Here is a 19,466-nt window from a genome sequence, read left to right as displayed (position 1 = left end):
ATTTTAACTTGGAAATTTAGAATTTTGTTTAAAGGTTTTTTTCTCACCAAAGTATTTACCCTTTTTTTCTAATCATAACTATTGTCTATAAGAATCAAAAAAAAATGCCAGGCGCCTCCCACAGGAGATACCTGGCATTTTTTATATAAAAAAAGGGGGGGATTAAGCATTGCTTTGCCCTAGCAACAATTATTATCTTAAGTTTAATATATGAACAAACTATAAACAAAGCATTATATTTTTATGAATAATTAAACAAACCTTATTAAAGAGGACAATTTTAAAATACACCTTTAACACATATTTTAAACAGTTAGTAAGCAATTTAATAAATATTTAAGAATTCCTTTAGAGGATTTTTATGAGAGATGGGTATCTTTAACCTGTGGGACAATATATAAAGGACAAAAAAACATACCCTAGAAAATTTTTGATTGCTTAATAAATTCAAATGAAAGCGAATGGGGAATGAATAATGGATATAAAAAAGGTGTTATTAAACGGGGATGAAATTCCAGTATTCGAAGGTACTTTTAGGTTATCTAGTATTGGCAGAGATGAGTCCCTTGAAGTCGAACTGAATGTCCATCCAACTGTGATAAGTTTTGCGGAAACCTTAAACTATACTGAAGAGAAAATCACTATCATAACAAGTGATAATGATACAATAATTGGTACTTTCGAAATACTTACTGGAAATTCAAGTATTTTATTAGTTGGTAATCCAAAAATAGTGGAAGGAATAGACAAGATTTCTTTTGAACAAAAAGAAAATAGAAATGCCTCGGTTGAGCTACAAGAGTATAAAGCACTGGATAAAGAATTGAAGTTAAACCAAAAAAACATTCTTATAAACATAATTCAATCATTATTAGAGGACGAAATCCAGGATAAAGGCAACCGTATGTTTATAAATACAATGCTTAAAAAGATTTTAAATGGAGAAAAATTAAATTCATTCGAGCAATATATCAAAAATGAAATTAGTTACTTTATAGAAGAAGTAATGACCAAAAAAATACTGTAAAGAGTGGGGGAATCATCTAAGAGATATTACTTCAGGATTTTGCTTTTTAAAAAAGGAGGGATTCTATATGAATCAGCCTATTTTAACAATTGTTGTTCCTTGTTTTAACGAAGAAGAGGTATTGAAGGAGACTTCAAACCAGCTATCTAAAGTAATAAACGACCTGATTGAAGATTTACTAGTCTCAAAGGAAAGTAAAATTTTATTTGTGGATGATGGAAGCAAAGATAGAACCTGGGAGATAATTGAGGAAGAAAGTTTAATTAAATCCTTTGTTACAGGGTTAAAGCTTGCCAGAAATGTTGGACACCAGAACGCACTGATTGCTGGGCTCGAAACAGCTGCAAAACAATCGGATTGTGTAGTATCAGTGGATGCAGATTTACAGGATGATATCAATGTAATACATTCATTTGTTGAAAAATATTGGGATGGATACGATATTGTATACGGTGTAAGAGATAAGCGTGATACTGACACATTTTTTAAAAGGAATACTGCTCTAGGATTCTATCGTTTTATGGATAGGATCGGTATAAAACTTGTTCCCAACCATGCTGATTTTCGGTTAATGAGTAAGCGTGCATTAGAGGAGCTATTTAAGTATCAGGAGACAAATATTTTTCTTAGGGGACTAGTCCCATTGGTGGGTTTTAAATCCACCAATGTCTATTATGATCGAAGAGAAAGGTTTGCAGGTGAGTCCAAGTATCCTTTAAAAAAGATGCTCGCATTTGCTTTTGATGGGATTACTTCCTTTAGTGTTGCTCCAATCCGGTTTGTTACTTTCCTAGGCTTTCTTTCATTGGTTTTAAGTGTTTTTGCTGGAGGATATGCTTTAATACAAGAAATTATAGGTCATACTCAATCTGGATGGACTTCATTAATTTTATCTATTTGGTTTGTCGGAGGCCTGCAGCTTTTGGGTATTGGAATCATCGGTGAATATATTGGTAAAATATATAGCGAGGTTAAAAGGCGTCCAAAGTATGTAATAGAAATTGATAGATACACTTCAAACACCATGGAAAAAAATATAGTTTAGTTCGGAGTTAAACTGCAAACAACTAAGCGGCTTTAACTTCTCGGACATAGTTTTTATAAAATAAATACCGTCTTTTGGGTTAATATCTTACATTCCTGCAGCAAATGATGAAAGACCAATTTATTATATTAGATTAAGATTAAAAAATGATTAAATTTTCAAAAGAGTTCGTTTTTTGCGGAAGCCTGAAAGGGATATTAATTTTAACCCCCGAATTATTAATATAGTAAGAATTTAGATAATCTAAATACTTGCTATATTACATAAAGGGGCGAAGAAAATGAAGTGGAAGAAATCAGCTTTGACTATTGGGACGGCAGCTTCCCTATTATTAGGGACATTGCCAGCAGTTTCGTTTGCACAACAGAATGACAAAGTAGCGATTCAGCAGGGGAACGGGGCAGGAATTTTGGGGAATGCCAATTATTTTGGCGACCTGGACCCAAGCACAGTTGTAACCGTAGACATTGTAATGAAACTCCAAAACAAAGATGGGCTCGCTCACTACATTAATGAAACCACCGACAAATACAGCATACATTTCCGAAAATACTTAAGTGTTAATGATTTTAAGGAAAATTTCGCTCCATCATCTAGTCAAGTCTCTGCAGTCACTAAATATTTGAATTATTTTGGCATTACAAGTAAAGTCTATCAGGATAACTTGATTATTACGGCTTCAGGTACTGTCGACCAATTTAACAAGGCATTTAATGTCGATATCCAAAAAGCAAGTTACAAAGGGAAATACTTTCATGCGACAAAAAGGAATCCAACTGCCCCAAAAAATGTAGCAGAAAATATCCTCTGCATCTTAGGGCTGAGTGATTATTCCAATTTCAAGGCCAATTCTATCAAGCGTTCCGATACAATTGCACCAGAAGACAACAACAGTCCGAGTGGTCCTCTTAGCCTTACACCGCAGGATTTAATCAAGCAATACAATGTAGGTCCTTTATATAGCAAAGGTGCTGATGGTTCAGGGCAGACAATTGGTATTGTAAGCTTAGCAGACTTTAATTCTGATGATGCATATTCCTTCTGGGATCAAATGGGGATTAATGTTAAACCAGATCGTATTGAAAAAATTAATGTTGATGGCGGAACAGGCTGGGATGGATATGATGAAACAACCTTAGATGTACAGCAATCCGGAGCACTTGCGCCGAAGGCTAACATTAAGGCCTACCTGGCACCGAATTCTGATACGGGATTTGTAGATTGTTTTGCGAAAGCGATTAATGATAACAAAGTTCAAACTCTATCAGTGAGCTGGGGATTAAGCGAAACGATTCTGCAAATGGGTGTACAGCAAAATGTAGAAACTCCTGAATATGCGGAAAGCTTTAACCAGCTTTATATGCAGGCTGCAGCGCAGGGAATTTCGATGTTTGCAGCGGCAGGGGATGCAGGTGCCTATGATACAGGACGAAATGGTTACTATGATCTCTCTGTAGATAATCCTGCTGACAGCCCATATATCACTGCAGCGGGAGGTACAACCCTGCCATTCCACTTCACTTCAGCATCAACAGGTATAACTGTATCAGTAGACAAAGAGCGCGCCTGGGGCTGGGATTATCTTGGTAATTATTTTAAAGCAAGAAATTTACCGTTAACAAGGTTAGTAGAAGGTGGCGGAGGCGGCTTTAGCAAGCTCTTCCCGACTCCGGACTATCAAAAAGGCGTCAAAGGAGTAAATCATTATTCTGCCGTACAGGATTTCACGATAAGTGATGACTTCTTAAGTGTAACTGGATTTAACGGTACCCCAAAAGTGATTCATGGTACTGATTCAGGACGTAACATGCCTGACTTATCCATGAATTCTGACCCATACACAGGTTATTATGTATACTTAAGCGATCCAGGTGCTCCTGGCCAAAACAGCGGTTATGCTGTCTATGGCGGAACAAGCTTCGTTTCGCCTCAGTTAAATGGTTTAACGGCATTGATTAATAGTGCAGACCACACACAAGTTGGTTTCTGGAATCCTCAAATCTATCGTTATGCCCAGCAAAAAGACTCTCCATTACACCCATTAAATGATGCTGGCGCAAATAATGATAACGGCTATTATACCGGAACTCCAAGCACTATCTATAATCAGGCAACTGGTTTAGGTACACCAGATGTAACTAAACTCGCTGAAAAGTTCGGTAAATAATTTTATATTTTTTAGAAAGCTTGCAATGAGTTTCTCTTTGCAGGCTTTTTCATTGTTTAGGGTTTATAGATTAAGAGTAAGTTATAAAAAATAATTGCTAAAGGTATGTAGCAAGGGCTGGGAAATCTTAGCGAAGAAGAGAAGAAAAATATTCGGACACAACTCAACATTCAAATTGAATAAAAAAATAACCTTAACTCTTTATAGGAGCTAAGGTTAAATGTCTTTCTTCTTTATTTTATTTTTTGAATACGATTTGCTATTGTTACATTTATCGGAGCTGTTTGTTTTTGTATATAATGAACTAAAGCATCTAAATCTACTTGGACGGTTACTTGATTTTTACCTGAAGTAAAAGCAGCAAATCCATCACCGCCGCTGGCTAAAAACGAATTCATTGTAACGGAGTAAGTTTGGTTTGGTTCTATTAGTGTACCGTCTTCAAGCGTCAATGAAACGACTTTGTCTGTTCCTAATGTGCTTTCATAAGAGTACTTCATTCCTGAAATTTGGAGCATACGGCCTGTAGCCCATTGCTGGTTTAACGCCTGACGAATTTGTTCTCCATTTAAGTCCATTGTAATTAATTGATTATTAAATGGCTGAACAGTGAATAATTCACCCCAAGTAATCTCTCCGCTGTTGATATTAGCACGAATGCCTCCAGGATTAGTAATGGCAATTTGAGCATTTGTGGAAGCACGCTGTGCATCAGTAATAAAATCACCAAGGTTTGACTCCCCGCTTATACTCTGATCCTGTGTTAATGCTGTTGTTGCGCTGCCTACGACTTGATTAATTAAAGGAGCGACTTTTGCCTCATCATCATCTATCATTTGTTTAACCTGAGAGTCAGGCTGAATGGCATCCTGATAGGTATTTACAATTTCCGCATCACTTTTCACTACATCCTTCGTTTTTGGATCAATCCAAAGATGAACATAATCAAAGGCGGTACCATTAGAATATGCTTGAACAACTAATTTTCCGTTCACTTTGGTGTTCATGTACGCATGGTTATGGCCGCCAAAAATAAAATCCACTTCAGGATCTGTATTTTGATCAATATCATAGACACGGCCATTTGCGTTTGAGCCATCATTTGCAGAAGTTCCTGGATCATGTGCCAATACAACAATCGTTTTTACACCTTGTTTTTTTAACTCTTTTGCATATTTATTAATAGCTTCAGTTTCATCTGTAAATTCGATGTCTTTTACGTTTGAAGGCATTGTAATAGTAGGGGTTTCAGTTGTTACAACTCCAATAAAACCAATTTCCACACCGTGGACTTTTTTAATCATATAAGGAGGCAGAATTGGCTTCTTAGTGTCGGAATTAATGACATTTGCGCAGATATGCTTCAGAGTTTCAAAAGGGTCAAAGGAAAAATGTCGAAGGCAAAAAGATGTATGTTGAGTATAAAGGTTCTTTAAAGGATACCTTGAATGAAATGAAGGAGGATCTTCAATCCTCCATTTCCTATGCGGGGGGAAATAAGCTGTCAGCAACCGTACTGTAGATTATGTTATTGTAAAGAATTCAATCTTTAATGGTGATAAAGTATATTAAAAAGCGGGAAAACCTATTTTAATTGTGGATAAAAATGGTTAATGCTTGGTGGATACTATCTATCTACTCGCTCCATGGAGTAAATGAACTGCTGAGCAGCTGACCGGTGCTGGATTGAAAAGAATTGTAATTTAAAAACGATTTTCTGATTACTTTACATTTTTTAATCGTGTGCTATAGTTTACTATATTCCAACTTAATATTATGATCGAATTACACTAGGGGGGCCTTTGGCTGAGATAGAACATTGTTCTAGACCCTTTGAACCTGATCTGGATAATACCAGCGGAGGGAAGTGGAGCGAATCTTTATGTCAGCCTAATTTATTATGACATTAACCTTCAAACCATTCATTTCTCTGGAAGTGGGTGGTTTTTTATTTTGTATTTTATTAAGGAGCGAAGAAAATGAAGGCTGTATCCGGAGATTTATCTCAAAAAATTGCACACGAAGTGGAATCAAGACAAGAAGAATTAATGGAGCTTCTTACCAAATTAATTTCTTTCCCAACAGTAAGTCCGCCTGCCCGGAATACAAATGACGTACAAGAATTTATTCAAGACTACTTAAAAGACCTGGGCTTTAAAACGGAAAAGTGGGATGTTTACCCAGGAGACCCTAATGTTGTTGGGATTTTAAAAGGAAATGCTTCTGAGCAATATAATAGTTTGATCATAAATGGGCATGTGGATGTAGCGGAAGTTGGAGATGATAAAGAATGGAGTAAATCTCCTTTTAGTACCTATTTTAAAGATCAATATATTTATGGACGTGGCGTTGCCGACATGAAAGGTGGCATTGCAGCATCGCTGATTCCGATCAAGTTATTAAAAGAACTCGGTGTAACACTGAAAGGAGATTTACAATTTCAGTCAGTTATTGGAGAAGAAGTAGGTGAAGCAGGAACACTCGATTGTACGGAAAAAGGATATACTGCTGACTATGCAGTGGTAGTTGATACAAGTGATTTACATATTCAAGGACAAGGCGGAGTCATTACCGGCTGGATAACAATTGAAAGCAAAGAAACTTTTCACGACGGTCTGCGAAGGAAAATGATCCATGCAGGAGGAGGGGTGAAGGGAGCCAGCACGATTGAAAAAATGATGAAAATCATTGCTGGGCTGCAAGACCTCGAACGTCACTGGGCAGTTACCAAGAGCTATCCCGGTTTTGAACCTGGTGTTAATACCATCAATCCTGCTGTTATTGAAGGTGGCAGACATGCTGCTTTTGTTGCTGATTGTTGTGCTCTTTGGATTACGGTACATTTTTATCCTAATGAAGATTATGAAGTAGTTATCAAGGATATTGAAGAGCTTATCAGCGCTGTGGCCGCAGCAGATCCCTGGTTAAGGGAAAATCCTCCCAAATTTAATTGGGGGGGAAAATCGATGATTGAGGATCGTGGAGAAATTTTTCCTTCCTTAGAGATAAATCCAGAGCACCCTGGAACACAACTTTTAGCCTATTCGTATGAAAAATTATTAGCCCAAAAACCAACAATAGGAATGTCATCCACTGTCACTGATGCTGGATGGCTGGGAAGAGCAATAATTCCGACCGTCATTTTTGGGCCAGGAACATTAGAAGATGCTCACTCTGTTAATGAAAAGGTTGAACTGCGTCAATTATTAGATTTTACTAAAGTACTAGCTGTATTTATTGCCAAGTGGTGCAATAGTAGAAAAGAGGAATAGGAATATGAAGTTTACTGACATTCTTTATGAAAAAATAAATGAAATATGGCAAAAAACTCATCAGCATCCTTTTGTGGTGGGGATGGGGACAGGGGAATTGCCTGTTGAATCGTTTATTCGGTACATGAAACAGGATTATGTCTTTTTAATCGACTATTCCAAGCTTTTTGCATTAGGTGCGGTCAAGGCTAAAGATATCGAGACGATGGCCGCTTTTGCAAAGCTGCTTCATGAGACATTGCATGGGGAAATGGATTTGCACCGCCAATATGCAGAACGATTTGGTATTACCAACCAACAGCTTGAGGAAACGAAGCCACTACCAATGAATTTAGCCTATACACGTTATATGCTAAATGTGGCTCAGAATGGTTCTCTTGAAGAATTAATCTCTGCACTGCTGCCTTGTATGTGGAGCTATTGGGAGATAGGCAAGATGCTTGCTGAAAAGTATCCAGGATCAAAAGAGCAACCCTTATATGGTGAATGGATCAAAATGTATTCATCAGATGAATTTGGTTCCTTGGCCACCTGGCTGATTGATTTGTTAGACCAATTGACTGATGGGAAACCTGAGAGAGAACTAGACGTCCTCGAAGATCATTTCCTGACAACATCCAGGTTTGAATATATGTTCTGGGATATGGTCTATCAGGGGGGCGAGTGGCCTGTCTAGTTCACAAATTTTATCAATAAAAGAGCTTTCGTATGCTTTTCCCGGTGAAGAGAAGGGAAAGTACATATTTCAAAACATTTCTATGAATGTGCTGCCAGGGGAGTTTGTCTCAGTTATTGGCGCAAGTGGTTCAGGGAAAAGCACCTTATTCAAACTGATTGCTGGATTATTAGAGCCTGATAAAGGACAAATCTGCATTAATGGCCAACAATTTGGAAAGCGATTAGGAAAAGTCGGATATATGCCCCAAAAGGATCTGCTTTTACCGTGGAGAACTGTTGTAGACAACGTTATGCTACCAATTGAGCTTAGCAAGGAAAAAAAGCAAGAGAAAATGAGTGAAATAAGTGAAGGACTGGCCAGGTTTGGCCTGGCAGGTTATGAAAATGCTTATCCCCATGAACTATCCGGAGGAATGAAGCAGAGGGTCGCCTTTTTAAGAACGATCATGACTGGCAGAAAACTATTATTGCTTGATGAACCGTTTGGCGCCCTCGATTCAATGACGAAGCATAATATGCACAGCTGGTTGTTAGAACTTTGGGTAGATCTGCAAAAAACAGTATTGTTCATCACTCATGATTTGGAAGAAGCGATTCTGTTAAGCGATCGAATTTATCTTCTGCTAGATAAAGGAGCGGTAAAAGAATTAAAGGTGGAGTTGCCGCGGCCGAGACGTTCTGAACTTATTTATCAAACAGAGTTCATTGCTATGAGAAAAGAATTGGAGTTGCTGATTCACAATGAAAAGTAGATTCAAGAATTGGGCAGAGAACTATGGCCTGTTTCTATTGGTTGTTGTTCTCCTTATAAGTGTATGGGAATGGGTCGTTAAACAAGGATTTATTCCATCTTTTATTTTGCCTGCTCCCACATCCATCTGGCAATCATTGATGGAAAACCGGCAGCTTTTGCTGGAACAGCATTTACCTGCCACTTTAAAAGAGGTATTGCTTGGTTTTATCCTGTCCTTAATCGGCGGTGTGATAATTGGGGTTGGCATGCACTTTTCCCGTGCGTTAGAAAAAGTACTTTATCCATTTCTCGTTATTTCACAAACAGTGCCGCTGATTGCGATTTCTCCTATTTTTATCATGTGGTTCGGCTACTCTATTTGGAGTAAAATTGCCGTTACCATACTAACAGCGTTCTTCCCCATCGTTGTTAGTACATATGATGGGCTTAAAACTGGGGGAGGAGAGTACCGGGAATTATTGTTAACCATGGGGGCCAATCGCTGGCAAATTTTCAAGAAAGTCCAGATACCTCTGGCGCTGCCTGCCTTTTTTTCTGGACTGAAAATGTCTGTTGTTTATTGTGTTGTCGGGGCCACGATTGGAGAATGGCTGGGTGCGAGTGAAGGATTGGGATACTTTAGTAGAAGAATGTCTGGCAATTTGCAGGCGGATGCCGTGTTTGCCTCCATATTCTTGCTGTCATTAATGGGAATCGTGCTCTTTTTACTAATTGGTTTGGTAGAAAAGCAATTATTGAAAAATAAAATTCGTTAAAAGCAGAAGGGAAGTAAAAGGAAATGAAAAAAAGTTTTTTTGTTATACTTAGTTTGTTTTTACTATTATTAAGTGCTTGTAGTGCTGGAAATAAGGATAACCAGGCAGGCAATAAGAAGGTATCAAAGGATAAAGTTCAGAAGGTTACTATAATGTTGGACTGGTATCCTAATGCCGTTCATTCCTTACTTTTTGCAGCAAAGGAGAAGGGATATTTTAAAGAACAGGGATTAGATGTTGATATCAAGATGCCAGCTGATACAAACGATCCGTTAAAATTGGTTGCTGCCAACCAGGTCGACATGGCGATCAGCTATCAACCAGAGGTCCTTGTAGCACGAGGAGAAAATATTCCTGTTAAATCATTCGCTGCACTTGTTCGTCACCCATTAAATCAATTAATGGTTCCTGCTAATGGTCCGATTAAATCACCAAAGGATTTAGAAGGTCAAACAATTGGATATCCTTCGATTCCATTGGATGAGGCCATTGTTCAAACGATGGTAAAATCTGACGGCGGTAATCCACAGAAAATTAAAATGGTCGACGTTGGATGGGATTTGATTCCGGCGATGGCAACGAATAAAACAAATGCGCTTATCGGCGGTTATATCAATCATGAGAAATTATTGCTCGAAAAAGAGGGCCACCCAATGCTTGCATTAAACCCAAAGGAATATGGCGTTCCAGATTATTATGAATTAGTTTTGGTTGGAAGCGAAAAAGGACTTAAAGAAAAACCAGAAGTGTTTAAAAAGTTTATGGCTGCTATCACAAAGGGACAAAAATATGTTCAGGAAAATCCAGAAAAGGGTCTATCTATTTTATTGAAGAATGCAGATAAATCGTCTCCGCTGGATAAGGATGTTGAAACAAAGAGCTTACAAATCCTTCTTCCTTTAATGGATGCAAAAGATAAAGCATTTGGTTATCAAGATCCACAAACATGGAAGAACGTTGCAAAGTGGCTGAAGGACAACAAGGTAGTAAAAACGAAAGTTAATAGTAAAGATGCATTTGTAAATCTATAATAGGCACCGGGTACCATTCAATAAGTTGGGTGGTACCTGTTTTTATGCCTGGTTTGTGGACCTACAAGTATTACTTAAGAAACATCACGATCAATTTCTAATAAATTCAAGACCATTAGGTAAAAACCAATGGAATTACATTAAAAATACCATCTTAAGTTAAAAACGAAGCCATTCCCCGTTTCCTCTCAACCATTCTTACCTTCGTAACATGACTTTATAATACTCATCTACGAATTTAGAATTGTAATAAGCATTTGCTGTTGTTTGTTCTTTTGTTACGATACCAACCAGCTCCAAATCTGGGTTCATGAGTGAATAAATAATTGCTAATGAGTCGTCAATTCCATGGTCACCAAATAATAAATTTTTTTTTTTCATTGTATCGCTCCATTTTACTCACTCCTACACTATTCAAAAATAGGGAGAATCTTTCTCTTTATATAAATTAGGGATATTCTAACCTGGTTCAATTAAGATCTCCAAAAAAAAAGAGCTGCATTCGCAACTCATTTCTTTACCATATAAACAGTCCAACCACCATTGCACTCATCAGGGAAACTGCCATTCCGCTTACAAGTAACTTCCAGACGTTTTTTCCAATTATATGAGATTTTTCTTCATCAACGACCGAATTGAAGGTTCCATAAATCATTCCCACTGTACTGAAATTGGCAAATGACGTTAAGAAGGTCACAGCAACAGCTACTGTATGCGGAGCGAGGGTACTAATTTTATCCTTAAGGTCAAGCATGGCCACAAACTCATTAGTAGCAAGTTTAATCCCCATTAATTGAGCGACATACATGGTGTCCTTACCAGACAAACCGAGCAGGTACGCGAATGGGCTAAAAATAAAGGAGAAAATTTTCTGAATGGTTAATCCATGAACAAAGAATCCTAAAATTCCATTTAAACCCGCCGTCAGTGCTACATAACCGATAACCATGGCTGTAATGACAATAACCATACGGATACCAACAAGCATACTGTTGGAAACTGTTGAAAAGAAATCCTTACGCTGACCTTTCTCAGGTACAAATACGATATCTTCTTCCTTGCTAACTTCAACGGGATTTAACATGTTTGCAATCAATAGGGCATTCAAACAGTTTAACGGTATAGCTGCAAATACATAAGTCGCCGGAACCATTGATAAATAAGCGCCTATGATGGATCCGCTGATACTGCTCATACTCATTATTCCAAAAGTTAACAAACGCTGCTGACTTAATACACTCAGCTGTTGACGGACGACGGCAAGCGCTTCTGTGTTTCCTAAAAACATCATTTGGATAGAGAAGAAGCTCTCAAGCTTCGGTAATCCGGAAACCTTTGCAATTAACCAGCCGACTTTGTCAATAATCCAAGTCAGAATACCGAAATAAGAAAGGATATCAAAAAATGTAATGATGAAAATGATAGGCATCAAGGCGCTAAAAAAGAAATCCACATGTTCATTAGCCATAGCCGAAGGGAAAACGAAAGAAATTCCTTCATTGGCGCAGGAAATAAGCCATGTAAAGAAAGAGGCTATTTTATTGATAGTCCAAGTTCCAATCTTAGTAGATAACATAAACCATGTAATGAGAAATTCTACAATTAATAACAACACGATAAATTTCCACTTAACATTTCGTTTATTTGGTGATAATAGATAAACTATTCCCAATACAACTAAAACTCCTATAGCATTCATCAGAAAATACAAGGTTATAACCTCCCATAAATATTATTCCTATAAACATTTTCCTTATACAAAAAAGGCTCCTATTTTTCGCACTTTCAGCCAAAGGACAGAAAGCATGAAAAATAAGAGCAAGGTATCTAACATCGCTTCAGTAACACTCAAATGAACCAAAGAAACTTCAACACTAATATTTAGCACACTTCCTCGTAGTCCTGCACTTTACGGCTGCCGGGTAGAAACTATCAGACCATGAACACTGATATTATACAAGGATATTAAATTAATAGGATAGATATCAGTATATCTTTAAACTTTAATATATCAAGATGTTTAGGAAATGTTGTAATTGTTATTTTAGTATAAATTTTACGATAATAAATTTTTAGAAGGGGGAGTAGTTGTAGAGGATTATAGGACAATTAATATTTTCATCTCTGCAAATCTAATTTCTTCCTTTAATTGAATAAATAAAAATAACTGTGCCCGTGGAATGCAGCATAGCTATTTTTAAAAATGGCTCTATTCTCAGAGATTGTTCCAATTTGAAGAAACTGTGAGCAAAATAGGCGAGATCCTCGAAAATGCATTTGCATTTTCTTCGTGCGGTGACGATTCACCGATGCAATCTCAACGTCCTGCGGGAAAAGCGGGCCATGGGAGACCCCGCAGGTGCAAGGCGCCGAGGAGGCTCCCGGATCGCCCGCGGAAAGCGAGCGCCGTGAGCGAAAATCAACAGTCAAGTTTAAAAGAGCCAATTATTTAAATAACCATTTCTCGTGCCCATTGCTAAGGAGAAATGAAGTGGGAACTAGAAAAGGTCACTATTTCAGCACGCTGAACCAAGTCAGTGAAGTAAAATAAAAGTATTCCTCCTGTTTTAGTGGGAATTACATCAAAACTATCCCTCTAATTTTTATAGCAGGAGGGGAGTAGGTATTAATTTTTAATAATTGGGCCTTGTGTACTGGACGAGACTGGGGTTGCAATATCCGATTGGTCAGTTTTACCTTTCGCCGAATGCTTCTCTAAAAATAGGCAGCTTTGTTCAGCAATAAACTCTTTGTCATTGTCTAATGAAGCGACATGATAGGAATTACATAGGCGGATGGTTTCTTTAACTTCTGAATGGATATGGTTGATAATATAATCTGTGTTTTCTGGTGGTACAACATGATCCTCATTAGAACGGAAAGCCAATGTTGGACAGTGAATGCTATGTAGCTTATTCCGGGTATGATCCATTAAAGAAAGCAATTGCTTTATAGACCTTAAAGGCGTTTTGGTATAGGTTATTTCATTCGCATTTTTTGCTTTGATATCTGGCTGTCCTTCTTCAATAAATTGTGGGTGTTGTTTAGATTTATATTCATTCATAATCGGAATGGTGCTTATTGCTGCATTTATGAGGATTATACCTTTGATATCCGGAAATTCGGATGCGAGATTCAATGTAAGAGTGCCTCCCATTGATTGCCCGATGATAAAGATTTCAGTACAAAACTGTTTGAGTAACTGATATCCCTCCTCCAAATTTTTAATCCAATCCTGATAATTGCAATGTTCCATATCTATATAATCAGTTCCATGACCGTCTAATCTTATACCGTAAACAGTGTATCCTTTAGATGATATATATTCCCCTAAAAATCGGACACTTTGCGGGGTGCCTGCGTACCCATGAGATATGAGAATTCCAGTACTGTTTCCTTTAAAGAAGAAAGGCTCAGCTCCTGGTATAATGATGGGAAAATTTTCAGCCATAAATTTTTACTCCTTTCATTTATATAAAATAAAAGCACCTACCACATACCTGGGTTAGGTGCCTTTGGTTTTCCAATCAGCGTTAAATATTAAAGTAATCCAATCATATATTAAACTATTCCGATGAGTCAAGTGGGTTTTAATCTTTTTTTCAAAAATGTATAGAAGAAATTATTTTTTAGAAAGAATTTCAATAAGCTAGTCTGTACAGTTAAAATTTTAAAATCAATCGGCAAAGACTGGGGCATTTTAAGAGGTATTTTTTAAAAAAAGATATTCAATGTACTATTTCCTTATTTCTTTTCGTATAACGGGTGCTACTTCTGTTGCCAAACGTTCAATATTTTCGGCAACTTTATTAAAGGGCATACCACCAATGTCCATTTGGGCAATAAACCGCTGGTGGCCAAACAGCTCGTATTGGAGCATGATTTTTTCGATGATTTGCTGTGAGCTTCCAACAAAAAGGGCTGTTTCTTTTCCAGACATCAGTTCAAACTCGGTTCTGGAGAAGGTTTTATTTATCCCATGATGGCGATTAAGGTTCTGCCAATAATTCGAATGATAGGGGTAAAATTCGTCTATTGCCTGCTTATTTGTTTTCGATATATAAGTGTGTCCGGTAACTGCAACATTCATTTTTTCAAGATCATTCCCGGATTGAGCAGCAGTTACCCGGTATAGGTCAACTAATGGCTTATAATAACTTGGATCACCACCAAGTACCACGATCGCTAACCCTGTACCTAATCTGCCCGCCCGTTCTGCACTTTCCGGAGATCCGCCAACACCCACCCATACGGGAATCTTTTGTTGAACAGGACGCGGTGAAATTTCTGCGTCCTTTAATGAGGAACGATACCGGCCATTCCAGGTAACCAGGTCCGTCTTATTTAGCTTTAGTAAAAGCTCCATGTGTTCTTCAAACAACTCGTCATAATTTTTAAGATCATATCCGAAGAGGGGGAAGGAGTCTAAAAAAGCCCCACGCCCGGTAATGATTTCGGCCCGCCCGTTTGATAGAAGGTCTAGCGTTGCAAAATCCTCGAATAAGCGAACAGGATCTACGGTGTTTAAAACAGTCGTAGCACTTGTCAGCTTAATTCGTTTTGTGACTTGAGAAATGGCTGACAACACAACTGGCGGTGCGGATACCGCGTAATCTAAACGGTGATGTTCTCCAACGCCGAATACATCCAGACCTGCTTCATCCGCCATTTTTGCTGCTTTGATTATTTCGTCTATTCGCTGCTTTGCGCTTACGGTTTTCCCTGTTAATGGATCGGGGTATAAATCCGCTAATGTATAAATTCCAATTTCCATACCACTTTCACTTGTTGCCGTCAATTTCATCTCCTCCACAATAATGTAACATGCATTTGCTTAAATACTATTCAATTTTTTAAAAAAGGTATTTACAATGTTAATTTTTTGATCTTGTAGGAATGAACTGAGAAGGCGAATCTCACTAAAGATGGATGCAATTGACGAGTAGGTGAACAAGACCAGCAGGTGTCAAAAAAACATGCTTGGTCCTTTTAGAAATTCTTTTTGCAATTCGGGCATTGTTGTTCATATTTTTGCCGCTTCATTTTGGTTTGGCAATTGGTACAGATGACCATATTTGATTCGGCTTTAAGCATTGCTCCTCTATCTAGTCCAATGGCTCTGCCTGACTCTAAATTATTTGCTGTTAGAATAATGGCAATTGCTGCTACAACTATTCCAATAAAAATCCACATTCATTTCGCCCCCGAAAGTTTAACTAAAAAGTCTATGATATTATTATAATCCATTTCCAATTATTTGAAAAAGAAGAGCAGGGAATACTCCGCTTATTTAAGATTATCCAATAACTTAAAAAGGGCCATAATCTATTAAGATTAAAGCCCTTCATTCTATTTAAATAAAACTTCTAACATTGTTATTTCGCCCAAACTTATATATGGCAATCATAAAAAACACAAGGGCAAAAGCGAATAAGGTTGCAAGATTTAAGGAGAGGCTGCCGAGAGTATGACCTTTTTGAAGCTCGGTAAGAGTGTCGAGCAGCCATCTTTGCGGCAGGAAATCGGCGATTTTTTGTGCCGTTTTCGGCATAATTTCTACTGGCCAGAAACATCCTGCAAGCAAGCAGGTTGGTGTCATAATCAGGTTTTGCAATGCACTTGCGGAAGTCGAACTAGTGGCAAAAGCCGTAATCACCAATGATAATCCAACAGAAACAAGGGCGAAAAACATCATCACACCGGTCATTTCCCAAAACGGAATTCCCGCTGATATACCAAACACTTGCGTCATAGCTGTCAAGGTTACTACGACTTGAATGGTCATGATCACCATGTTGACAATGATGTTGGAAAGAACATATTTTTTGCCGTCAATAGGCGCTGACATTAACCGAAAGTAGGTACGGTTTTCTTTTTCTTTTAAAATTAATTCTGATAAACCGCCTGCAGAGTTGAGCATGATCATAAGCAGGAAGCCAATCGTCTGAATGGTCATATCATTGTTTTTCGAAGTATCTTTTAAAGAATGAGCAGAAACCTTAAACTCTGCATTTTTGTAATTTTGATAGAGAGTATTAAAGACAGCCGTATCCCCATTTGCAGCAGTGCTTAACGAATGAAGATTTCCTATATAGTTATTAAGATAGGCTTTTATAAAAGCAGTGACCTGAGCGCCTTTAATGGATACAATTTCTATCTCCGGTTTCTCTCCGTTCATAATAGCCTTTGAAAAGCCCGGTTCGAGAATAATCGCGCAATCCAGGGTACCGGAAGAAATTTTATTTTTGACAGTGGTTTGAGATACATTACTCACCTTAATATTATCGAGGCCTGCAATAAAGCTGGTTGTATTTTTTGAAAGGGTGCTTTTATCCAAATCTACAATCCCGGCATGAAGTTTGGCGGGACCTGTATCGCCATATGCCATAAAGGCAATGAAGATTCCCAGTAATGGCACTAATACATAGGAGAAGATTCTCCGCTTATTCGTAAAGATCGAACGTAATGAATTGGCTACTAGCCATAAAACTTCTTTCATTTTATAGGCCCTCCCGACGTCTAAATGCAACAACTGCGAACAGCAGGAATAACAGTGAAATACCTAAATTTAATGAAATGACAGGCAGTGCGGCAGTTAAATCGTTGTTATAAATAATTTTGGTTAAAGCTTCTCTTGCCCAGGTAAGGGGAGATAAATTCATGATAAACCTTAAAATCCCATCCGCGTTTTCAATTCTGAAATATGCGCCGCCAAAGAAGGAAGAAAGCTGAAGAATGATCATGAGAATAGTTCGTGTACCTTGGTCAGCTTTGATGATATAGCTAATTCCTAGTCCGAAGCTGACTGCCAGGAACACTTCTGTAAAAAGAATCAGTAGGACCATTCCAGGATGGACCCCCCAGTCTGCGCCGAAAACAAAACGACTGAACGCCATTACAAGCATGATGCAAACCAGGTTAAGTGCAAGACTGCCAAGAATTTTACCCAGGAAAATCTCCATTTTGTTGATGGGTGCAATGACTAAACGTACCGCAGTGTTGCGGATTCTTTCACCTCTAATAAGGTTACTGGCAGATATTGCACTGTATAAGGCAATCATGGTGGTCATCGCTACAGCATAATAGTCCATGGAACCGGGTGCTTTATCAGCATTTAGGGAAGTTTCCTTTACATAACTGCCTGGAGTGGTGCTGACACTTGCCATGACGGTTTGCACCTGGTCAGGCTTTTCCTTTGCTACTTCCGTAATCAGGTTGTATTTATCTGTAAAAGCGGATAGCATACCTTCTGCGATACTTGCCTGAATGCTGTTCCGCTCACTGCCGTAAAATTGGACACCTTTATCTGTGACGACAACGTAGGCATCATAATGGTTTTGCTTTACTGCCTTTTTTCCATCCAAACCGTGTGGAGCTTTTTTAAAATGGATATCCTGCTTTTTCGCTTCTTTTATAAACCCATGGAAGGGGGAAGAGAAGCTGATGTCAGTTTTTTCGGTATATAATACATTGATTTTGCCAATTTTGATGTTCTTGTCGAAGGTGGTAGATAAAGCAGTGCCAAGGATCAGCATCATCACAATGGGAAAGGCAAGCATAAATACCAAAGTCCGCACATCTCGGATGGTATGTTTAAATTCAATCAGCGCAATATTAAAGATATTCATAATGGTTTCCTCCTTAATCCCTTAAATTTCTGCCGGTCAAAGTAAGGAAGACCGTTTCAAGGTTAGGCGCCTGTTCCTGCAGTGAGCGGATTTCAATCAATCTGCTTATAAAAAATTGAATAATATGGTTCAGGTTATTTACCTCAGATTGGGAATTAATTTTGATTACGTTTTCCTCAATAGAAATGGAGTTAACGCCTTTAATTTCCTTTAAAGCTGCTTCTTCGAGGTTTTCAGTATTTTTCACTTCAACCCAGATATCTCTTGTATCAGTAATAATGGCTTTCAGCTGCTCTTTTGTTCCTTCAGCAATGACCTTGCCGTGATCCATGATGGCTATACGGGAACAAATCTCTTCAACTTCTTCCATATAGTGACTTGTATAAATGACCGTACAGCCCATCTCGTTGAGCTTACGGACCGAAGTCAGGATGTAGTTCCTTGACTGTGGGTCAATCCCAACCGTTGGTTCATCCATAATAATTAGCTTTGGACGGTGGGCAATAGCACAAGCGATGTTCAGCCTGCGTTTCATCCCCCCAGAAAAGTCCTTCGGTAAGCTTTTTTGCTTATCGAGGAGACCAACAAACACCAGTGCTTCCTCAACTCGTTCCTTCAGTTCTGCACCCCGGAGTCCGTATAACCCTGCAAAGAATCTTACATTCTCGTAAGCTGTCATATCTTCATAAATGGCCAGATCCTGTGGCACTATCCCGATATTCATTTTGGCAAGCTTGCTATGAGAAGCAATGTTTTTATCTAGAATTTTAATTTCCCCTCCGTTGGTTTGGAGGAGACCGGCAATCATATTAATCGTCGTACTCTTTCCAGCACCATTTGATCCTAGGAAACCAAAAATCTCTCCTTCCTGAACTGCCAACGACATATTATCAACAGCAATAAAATCGCCAAATTTCTTCGTTAAATTTTTAATCTCTAACACATTCATAATTTCACCTCATATAGTTTTATCGTGCCGCGCCAATTAGCATTCTTGACCTTCGTACACCAGATGAAGAACTGGCGGTTCACCGGTGTTTAGTTCTTCACACTCCATGTGTTTTCAATGTTAATTTGTTCTATGTATTGTCATTATAAGGAAAAAGGGT

The 19,466-nt window shown here is 38.2% G+C and carries 16 protein-coding genes, 2 pseudogenes and 2 riboswitches; of the genes and pseudogenes, 9 read left to right on the top strand and 9 right to left on the bottom strand.

The window, feature by feature from the left end:
* Window positions 1-475: 475 nt before the first annotated feature.
* The 3 genes from G8761_RS09010 to G8761_RS09000 all read left to right on the top strand — a co-directional run bounded on the left by G8761_RS09010 (window position 476) and on the right by G8761_RS09000 (window position 4,239).
* Entirely contained in the window at window positions 476-1,027 is a 552-nt protein-coding gene (locus tag G8761_RS09010; protein WP_166025769.1) for a hypothetical protein, read from the top strand.
* Between the two features lie 67 nt (window positions 1,028-1,094).
* Entirely contained in the window at window positions 1,095-2,072 is a 978-nt protein-coding gene (locus G8761_RS09005; protein WP_166025767.1) for a glycosyltransferase family 2 protein, read from the top strand.
* Window positions 2,073-2,352: 280 nt separating this feature from the next.
* Window positions 2,353-4,239 (top strand): S53 family peptidase, encoded by a 1,887-nt coding sequence (locus tag G8761_RS09000; RefSeq protein WP_166025765.1) that lies wholly within the window; start codon window positions 2,353-2,355, stop codon window positions 4,237-4,239.
* Between the two features lie 233 nt (window positions 4,240-4,472).
* On the opposite strand, the gene G8761_RS27820 is transcribed toward G8761_RS09000, so the two are convergent.
* The gene (locus G8761_RS27820; RefSeq protein ID WP_166025763.1) at window positions 4,473-5,522 is read right to left on the bottom strand and encodes a 5'-nucleotidase C-terminal domain-containing protein; all 1,050 of its coding nucleotides are present in this window, start codon (window positions 5,520-5,522) and stop codon (window positions 4,473-4,475) included.
* Between the two features lie 77 nt (window positions 5,523-5,599).
* On the opposite strand from G8761_RS27820, the pseudogene G8761_RS08990 reads away from it, so the two are divergent.
* The 6 genes and pseudogenes from G8761_RS08990 to G8761_RS08965 form a co-directional block, all read left to right on the top strand.
* Window positions 5,600-5,811, top strand: a pseudogene (locus tag G8761_RS08990) (GMP reductase); the annotation flags it as partial.
* A 210-nt stretch (window positions 5,812-6,021) separates the two neighbouring features.
* A riboswitch (TPP riboswitch) is annotated at window positions 6,022-6,122 on the top strand.
* Window positions 6,123-6,218: 96 nt separating this feature from the next.
* Window positions 6,219-7,511: an acetylornithine deacetylase gene (locus G8761_RS08985; RefSeq protein ID WP_166025761.1), complete on the top strand. Its 1,293-nt coding sequence runs from the start codon at window positions 6,219-6,221 to the stop codon at window positions 7,509-7,511.
* 4 nt (window positions 7,512-7,515) lie between these two features.
* Entirely contained in the window at window positions 7,516-8,187 is a 672-nt protein-coding gene (tenA, locus tag G8761_RS08980) for a thiaminase II (RefSeq protein WP_166025759.1), read from the top strand.
* A gap of 7 nt (window positions 8,188-8,194) precedes the next feature.
* Complete coding sequence (locus G8761_RS08975) at window positions 8,195-8,941, top strand: ABC transporter ATP-binding protein (RefSeq protein ID WP_166026188.1); 747 nt, start codon at window positions 8,195-8,197, stop codon at window positions 8,939-8,941.
* Window positions 8,931-9,698, top strand: a complete 768-nt coding sequence (locus G8761_RS08970) for an ABC transporter permease (RefSeq protein WP_166025756.1) — start codon at window positions 8,931-8,933, stop codon at window positions 9,696-9,698. The genes G8761_RS08975 and G8761_RS08970 overlap by 11 nt, the downstream gene beginning before the upstream one ends.
* Window positions 9,699-9,721: 23 nt before the next feature.
* Complete coding sequence (locus G8761_RS08965) at window positions 9,722-10,729, top strand: ABC transporter substrate-binding protein (RefSeq protein ID WP_166025754.1); 1,008 nt, start codon at window positions 9,722-9,724, stop codon at window positions 10,727-10,729.
* Between the two features lie 246 nt (window positions 10,730-10,975).
* Here the strand turns inward: G8761_RS08965 and G8761_RS08960 are convergent.
* The 8 genes and pseudogenes from G8761_RS08960 to G8761_RS08925 all read right to left on the bottom strand — a co-directional run.
* Window positions 10,976-11,110, bottom strand: a pseudogene (locus G8761_RS08960) (nucleoside hydrolase); the annotation flags it as partial.
* A gap of 136 nt (window positions 11,111-11,246) precedes the next feature.
* Window positions 11,247-12,428 (bottom strand): nucleoside transporter C-terminal domain-containing protein, encoded by a 1,182-nt coding sequence (locus tag G8761_RS08955; RefSeq protein ID WP_420800242.1) that lies wholly within the window; start codon window positions 12,426-12,428, stop codon window positions 11,247-11,249.
* Between the two features lie 178 nt (window positions 12,429-12,606).
* Window positions 12,607-12,709: riboswitch (purine riboswitch) on the bottom strand.
* A gap of 646 nt (window positions 12,710-13,355) precedes the next feature.
* Complete coding sequence (locus tag G8761_RS08950) at window positions 13,356-14,180, bottom strand: alpha/beta hydrolase (RefSeq protein WP_166025750.1); 825 nt, start codon at window positions 14,178-14,180, stop codon at window positions 13,356-13,358.
* 285 nt (window positions 14,181-14,465) lie between these two features.
* On the bottom strand, window positions 14,466-15,527 hold the full coding sequence (locus G8761_RS08945) for an LLM class flavin-dependent oxidoreductase (RefSeq protein WP_420800235.1): 1,062 nt from the start codon (window positions 15,525-15,527) through the stop codon (window positions 14,466-14,468).
* 191 nt (window positions 15,528-15,718) lie between these two features.
* Window positions 15,719-15,922 carry a hypothetical protein gene (locus G8761_RS08940; protein ID WP_166025748.1) on the bottom strand — a complete coding sequence of 68 codons (204 nt, stop codon included), beginning with the start codon at window positions 15,920-15,922 and terminating at the stop codon, window positions 15,719-15,721.
* 160 nt (window positions 15,923-16,082) lie between these two features.
* On the bottom strand, window positions 16,083-17,228 hold the full coding sequence (locus G8761_RS08935) for an ABC transporter permease (protein WP_166025746.1): 1,146 nt from the start codon (window positions 17,226-17,228) through the stop codon (window positions 16,083-16,085).
* Window position 17,229: 1 nt separating this feature from the next.
* A complete protein-coding gene (locus G8761_RS08930; RefSeq protein WP_166025744.1) occupies window positions 17,230-18,357 on the bottom strand; it encodes an ABC transporter permease in 1,128 nt (375 codons plus the stop codon).
* Window positions 18,358-18,370: 13 nt separating this feature from the next.
* A complete protein-coding gene (locus G8761_RS08925) occupies window positions 18,371-19,306 on the bottom strand; it encodes an ABC transporter ATP-binding protein (protein WP_166025742.1) in 936 nt (311 codons plus the stop codon).
* Window positions 19,307-19,466 lie beyond the last annotated feature (160 nt).

The sequence above is a fragment of the Neobacillus terrae genome (assembly GCF_011393025.1).
In the GTDB taxonomy this organism is placed as follows: domain Bacteria; phylum Bacillota; class Bacilli; order Bacillales; family Cytobacillaceae; genus Neobacillus_A; species Neobacillus_A terrae.
The sequence above is the reverse complement of the archived record's forward strand: the minus strand, read 5'-3'. Positions and strand labels throughout refer to the sequence as shown.

Bases quoted from the DNA above. Each gene is read 5' to 3' on its own strand.
- G8761_RS09010 (WP_166025769.1), top strand. From the start codon at position 476: ATGGATATAAAAAAGGTGTTATTAAACGGGGATGAAATTCCAGTATTC.
- G8761_RS09005 (WP_166025767.1), top strand. From the start codon at position 1,095: ATGAATCAGCCTATTTTAACAATTGTTGTTCCTTGTTTTAACGAAGAA.
- G8761_RS09000 (WP_166025765.1), top strand. From the start codon at position 2,353: ATGAAGTGGAAGAAATCAGCTTTGACTATTGGGACGGCAGCTTCCCTA.
- G8761_RS08985 (WP_166025761.1), top strand. From the start codon at position 6,219: ATGAAGGCTGTATCCGGAGATTTATCTCAAAAAATTGCACACGAAGTG.
- tenA (WP_166025759.1), top strand. From the start codon at position 7,516: ATGAAGTTTACTGACATTCTTTATGAAAAAATAAATGAAATATGGCAA.
- G8761_RS08970 (WP_166025756.1), top strand. From the start codon at position 8,931: ATGAAAAGTAGATTCAAGAATTGGGCAGAGAACTATGGCCTGTTTCTA.
- G8761_RS08965 (WP_166025754.1), top strand. From the start codon at position 9,722: ATGAAAAAAAGTTTTTTTGTTATACTTAGTTTGTTTTTACTATTATTA.
- G8761_RS08955 (WP_420800242.1), bottom strand. From the start codon at position 12,428: ATGAATGCTATAGGAGTTTTAGTTGTATTGGGAATAGTTTATCTATTA.
- G8761_RS08950 (WP_166025750.1), bottom strand. From the start codon at position 14,180: ATGGCTGAAAATTTTCCCATCATTATACCAGGAGCTGAGCCTTTCTTC.
- G8761_RS08940 (WP_166025748.1), bottom strand. From the start codon at position 15,922: ATGTGGATTTTTATTGGAATAGTTGTAGCAGCAATTGCCATTATTCTA.
- G8761_RS08935 (WP_166025746.1), bottom strand. From the start codon at position 17,228: ATGAAAGAAGTTTTATGGCTAGTAGCCAATTCATTACGTTCGATCTTT.
- G8761_RS08930 (WP_166025744.1), bottom strand. From the start codon at position 18,357: ATGAATATCTTTAATATTGCGCTGATTGAATTTAAACATACCATCCGA.
- G8761_RS08925 (WP_166025742.1), bottom strand. From the start codon at position 19,306: ATGAATGTGTTAGAGATTAAAAATTTAACGAAGAAATTTGGCGATTTT.